The sequence below is a fragment of the Streptomyces sp. 8L genome, from assembly GCF_020176795.1.
GTDB lineage: Bacteria > Actinomycetota > Actinomycetes > Streptomycetales > Streptomycetaceae > Streptomyces.
This window is the reverse complement of the sequence record NZ_JAIUKE010000621.1, coordinates 1-4496: the sequence shown is the minus strand read 5'-3', so window position 1 is coordinate 4496 and position 4496 is coordinate 1. Positions and strand designations below refer to the sequence as shown.

At 70.4% G+C, this 4496-nt stretch carries 5 protein-coding genes; 4 read left to right on the top strand and 1 reads right to left on the bottom strand.

The genetic code is table 11. From position 1 onward, the window contains the following. Positions 1 to 107: 107 nt before the first annotated feature. On the bottom strand, positions 108 to 2063 hold the full coding sequence (locus LCE31_RS35910) for a LamG-like jellyroll fold domain-containing protein (protein WP_225022057.1): 1956 nt from the start codon (positions 2061 to 2063) through the stop codon (positions 108 to 110). Positions 2064 to 2288: 225 nt separating this feature from the next. Between LCE31_RS35910 and LCE31_RS35905 the strand changes: the two genes are divergently transcribed. From LCE31_RS35905 to LCE31_RS35890, 4 genes are all read left to right on the top strand, one after another. Continuing rightward, positions 2289 to 2651 (top strand): hypothetical protein, encoded by a 363-nt coding sequence (locus LCE31_RS35905; RefSeq protein WP_225022055.1) that lies wholly within the window; start codon positions 2289 to 2291, stop codon positions 2649 to 2651. Positions 2652 to 2694: 43 nt separating this feature from the next. After that, positions 2695 to 2943, top strand: a complete 249-nt coding sequence (locus LCE31_RS35900; RefSeq protein WP_225022053.1) for a hypothetical protein — start codon at positions 2695 to 2697, stop codon at positions 2941 to 2943. Positions 2944 to 2962: 19 nt separating this feature from the next. Further along, positions 2963 to 3106 carry a hypothetical protein gene (locus LCE31_RS35895; protein WP_225022051.1) on the top strand — a complete coding sequence of 48 codons (144 nt, stop codon included), beginning with the start codon at positions 2963 to 2965 and terminating at the stop codon, positions 3104 to 3106. Between the two features lie 404 nt (positions 3107 to 3510). Beyond that, positions 3511 to 4496: alpha/beta fold hydrolase (locus tag LCE31_RS35890; protein ID WP_225022050.1), on the top strand; the 986-nt coding region annotated here is incomplete at its 3' end.

Here is a 4496-nt window from a genome sequence, read left to right as displayed (position 1 = left end):
GGCGCGGGCGCGCCCCGGGGGGGGGGGCGGGGGCGGGGCGGGGGGGGGGGGCCCCCCCCCCCCCCCCCCCCCCCCTCGACGTTCTGTCCCGGGGAAGGGGGAGTGTCCTACCTGGAGGTCAGGAACTCGCTCATCGGCAGGGGGCGGTTCACGATGCGGATGTCACCGACGCTGCCGTGGAAGACGACATCGACGGCGCCCGCGTACTCGTGGCCGCCCACCAGCCAGGGCAGGCCGAGCGAAGTGAGGCCGGCCGAGACCCGGTCGGGGTTGTCGACCACCGGGGCGCCCTCGACGTACAGCTTCGTGAGCCGTCCGTCGTTGACCACCGCCACGTGCCACCACTTGAGTTCCGCCAGGCCGTGGCTCCAGTTGGTGGTCGGGTAGGTGTCGTTCAGCGGGTAGTGGTTGAACTGCACCTCGCGGCCGTTGTTCGTGATGGCGAACTGGACCAGGGGCTCGTCGGGGTCGGTGTTCTTGCCGTGCTTGCCCGCGGACCCGGCCGCACCGCGGCGGCTGAGTACCGACGCGTTGCCGTTGTTGGTGGCGTCCCAGTCCAGCGGCATCATCACGAACGTCTCGATCGTGTAGCCGGACGTGAACGTCTGGGTGTTCAGCGGGGCCTTCGCGCCGGTCGTCAGGTACGAGCCGTGGACCGGGTTCCTGCCACCCGCGAACTTCAGGCTCGCGTGCCCGGGCTGGTCGGGGTGGTGATCGTCGGACCAGGTCAGAGCATCGGCGGCGGTGCCGGGCACGGTCACGACCGTCAGATCGTTCCCCTTGCCCGAGAGGTCGCGGACGGTGTCGCCCGCGGCGAGCGAGGTACCGGGCGCGCCCTGCCCGTCGAAGCGCCAGTACGCCAGCGTGCCCTTGACCAGCTCCCTGCCGGCGGGCCGTGCGGGGCGGACCGGGACCGGGACGAAGCCGGAGAACCGCTGCTCGAAGTCGATCGCGACCGAGAAGGTGTCGACCGGGCCGGTGATCCGGGCGTGCTCGGCCGCCAGCTCGTTGCGGGACTCCGGCTTCTGGGCCAGTATCCACGGGTTGACCGTCTCGACGTCGATCGTGTTGCGGACCAGGTCGAAGTGGTAGAGCCGGATCATGCCGCCACCGCCGAAGTAGCGGTTCTGGTAGTTCGTGATGTGCATGTGCACGTCGTTGCCGGCGGCGTTCTTCTTGGTCGTGCGCCCCGACGGCCAGTAGTGGCCGTTCAGGGTCAGGAAGATCTGGTCGTTGTCGTTGACCAGTTTGTCCCAGACCGTCTGGCCGTAGTCGGAGAGCGCGGCGTTGTTCTCCGGGTCGCCGGATTCGTAAGGGAAAACGTTGTCATCGTAGGTGGGTCCGACGATGTCGTGCGACGTGAGGATCACCGGCGTCTTCGGATGGGCCTTGATCACGTCGTTGGCCCAGGCGAAGCCCTGCTCGGTGGTGCGCCAGTCCAGGGCGAGCACCAGCCACGAACGCCCGGCGGCCTGGAAGATGTGCGCCGTGTTGTAGCCGGTCGGGTCCGACCCGGCGAACGTCCTGGCGCGCTTGAACCGCCGGGGGCCCATGGTCCGGAGGTAGGCCGTGTCGCCGCGGCTGTCGTCCCCGGTCACGTCGTGGTTGCCGGCCAGCACGCTGTACGCGGCGCCGTGCGAGTCCAGCAGGGCGAACGCCTTGTCGACCTGCTGGAACGACGTCGGGTCGCCGTCCTGCGTCAGGTCACCGAGGTGCGCCATGAACGCGATGTTGTTGCCGGTGGCGTCGCCGGTGCTGTCGATGATGTAGCGGAACGACTCCTCCTGCGGCGTCCTGTTCACGCTGTCCTGGCTGCCCCAGTACAGGAACTGGGTGTCCGGCATGACCGCCAGGGTGAACTGGAGGGCGGTCGGGTCCGGTCTCCAGGTACCGGCCCTGCCGCTCGTGGCCGAGTCCGCGGCGAACGCGGGGCCGCCGCCGAACGCGGACGTACCGACTCCCACGGCTGCCGCTCCCGCGCCGGCCAGCGCCGCGTTGCGCAGGAAACCGCGCCGGTTCTGCCCGGCCGACTCGTGTGACGGGGTGTCATCATTTATGGACATAGGGGTCTTCCCGGGTTGATGGTGCAAACGCCTCGACGCTACTCAGCGGCGGCCCGGGCCGGGCAGACGCGGGATGACAAAAGAAGATCAAGTGTCTGTCCAGAATGGAAAGGTCGAGTCGAATTGTCGTCGGCCGGCGGGCGTCCCCGGCATCCAGGTATGGACGGCATGGTCCGCGCTCACCCGTCGATGCCTGGCGTTGCCCACGTAAACTATGGTCAACGTGTGGACGCTGATGCTGTGTTGGTCGAGGTGAGCATCAAGCCCCACCCCCTTGCGGCCTGGTTCCATCGTCCGTTGACGGTGCCGGTCGTCGAGGTGGACGGGCACGCGTACACCGGACCTTGGGGAACGAGGGAGCTGACGGTGTCCGCCGGGCGACATCGGATCTCCGCTTATTTCCGGTACCGGGGACAGTCAGCGGCGAGGCTTGCCGAGACGGAGAAGGAGTTCTCCGTCGCCGCGACGACGCCACGTGTCAGGTTCGCGATCCGCCTCGGACTTCGCAACGGGAGCCCTTTCGCGATCAAGGGGCCGGTCGGTGACCCGCCGGGAAGGGCCCCCTGCTCGGACGCCGAAGCGCTCTGAGGACCCTCCCGCAACCGCTGGTCACAAACGAGGTGATCTCGCTGTGGCCGGTGCGGTCAGGGCGTCGGAGCCGTCCTGGACCGCCCCGTTCACCGGCTGGGCTCGCGCCGGTTCAGGAAGCTGGAACCGGTTCTGCGGCGACCTGGTCTTCTCGGTCTCCGCCCAGGCCTATCTGCCGACGCTGGTGCCCGCTTCGCGCGTCATGCGGGCGAACACCGCCCTGGAGCCCGGCGACGCCGCTGCGAGCCGCGCCGCAAACCGTGGCCGCGGCTCGGGCGGAAGGCGCCGGTGACGCGGAGATTCATGACATCGTGCTGATCGCGGCCCCGTTCTGCATGTACGACCGGTACGTGACCTGCCCGGACACCACGGTGCCGACAGATCCCGGCCTCTACGCCGAAGGTGCCCGGCGGATCACCACGGTCGGCTGTCGCACGGCTCCCGCGCAGTCCTGAGATACGCCACGGGCCGCGTGCGGCGGCGCACGCGCCAGCCGTTCTGGCCGAAGAGCCCGCCTGAACCGAATGCCCTCCAGTAGGCGGCGCCGCACTGCGGTGGCGAGGGCCACCGAGCTCTGGACGGTCGGCATCCCCGAGTGCGGGCGTACAAGATTATGGACGACCACGGCCTCCGCAGGGTGCGTCTGTACGATGCTCGGGCGTCGTGCTTGACCCGGTCGGCCAACAGGAGGTGTGCCGGATCACCTGCTCGCCAGGTGGGCTGGGCACACGCAGGTGAGGACGACCAAGAAGCGGTACGTCAAGCCGGACGCGGCGGACCCGCTTCCGGCGGCGGAGGCATGGGGCGGTCTCGCGAGAGGAGGGTGTGACAGATCGTGACAGATGAAGGTGTGATTCCTGTGAGTGAGACGTCGAACCAGACCTTGCAGTATCGCGTTGACGGGCCAGAAAACGCCCCGGCGCTGGTTCTCGGCCCCTCCCTCGGCACTACGTGGCACATGTGGGACCGGCAGGTCCCGGAGCTGGCCAAGCAGTGGCGCGTGGTGCGCTTCGACCTGCCGGGCCACGGCGGCGCGCCCGCCCTGCCCGCCGGGGCCGTGCCCGAGCTGGCGCAGCGCCTCCTCGGCACGCTGGACACGATCGGGGTCAAGCGCTTCGGCTACGCGGGCTGCGCCCTGGGCGCGGCGGTCGGGGCCGAGCTGGCGCTCCGCCGCCCGGACCGGGTCGCGTCACTCGCACTCATCGCGGCCTCTCCCCGGTTTGGCACCGCGGACGAGTTCCGCCAGCGCGGCGTGATCGTACGCGCCAACGGCCTCGAACCCATGGCGCGCAGCGCGCCCGAGCGCTGGTTCACGCCCGGCTTCGCGGCGGCGCAGCCCGCCATCGTCGAGTGGGCGGTGCAGATGGTGCGCACCACGGAGCCCGGCTGTTACATCGCCGCCTGCGAGGCGCTCGCCGCCTTCGACATCCGTGCGGAACTGGGCCGGATCGCCGTGCCGACGCTGGTCCTCGTCGGTGCCGAGGACCAGGTGACCGGGCCGGCCGAGGCGCGGACGCTGGTCGCCGGGATACCCGATGCACGGCTCGCGCTGGTCCCCGGCGCTTCCCACCTGGCGCCCGTCGAGCAGCCCGCCGCCGTCACGGATCTGCTCCTGCACCACTTCTCCACGGCCTGGTACAACCCGTCCGACTCGTCCCCCGGGACCACGATGGGGCCGGACCGGCCTCCGGCCGTCCCGGTGCACCCGGTGCAGTCGGTGTCCCCGGTGCAGTCAGTGCCTCCGGTGCACCCGGTGCCCCCGGGCCCGGCGGACCCCTTCGCCGACGACGACTCCGCACCGGAGCCGCCGGAGCAGCCGGAGCGGACCACGGGACCGGCCGGACC

Bases quoted from the DNA above. Each gene is read 5' to 3' on its own strand.
- LCE31_RS35910 (WP_225022057.1), bottom strand. From the start codon at position 2,063: ATGTCCATAAATGATGACACCCCGTCACACGAGTCGGCCGGGCAGAAC.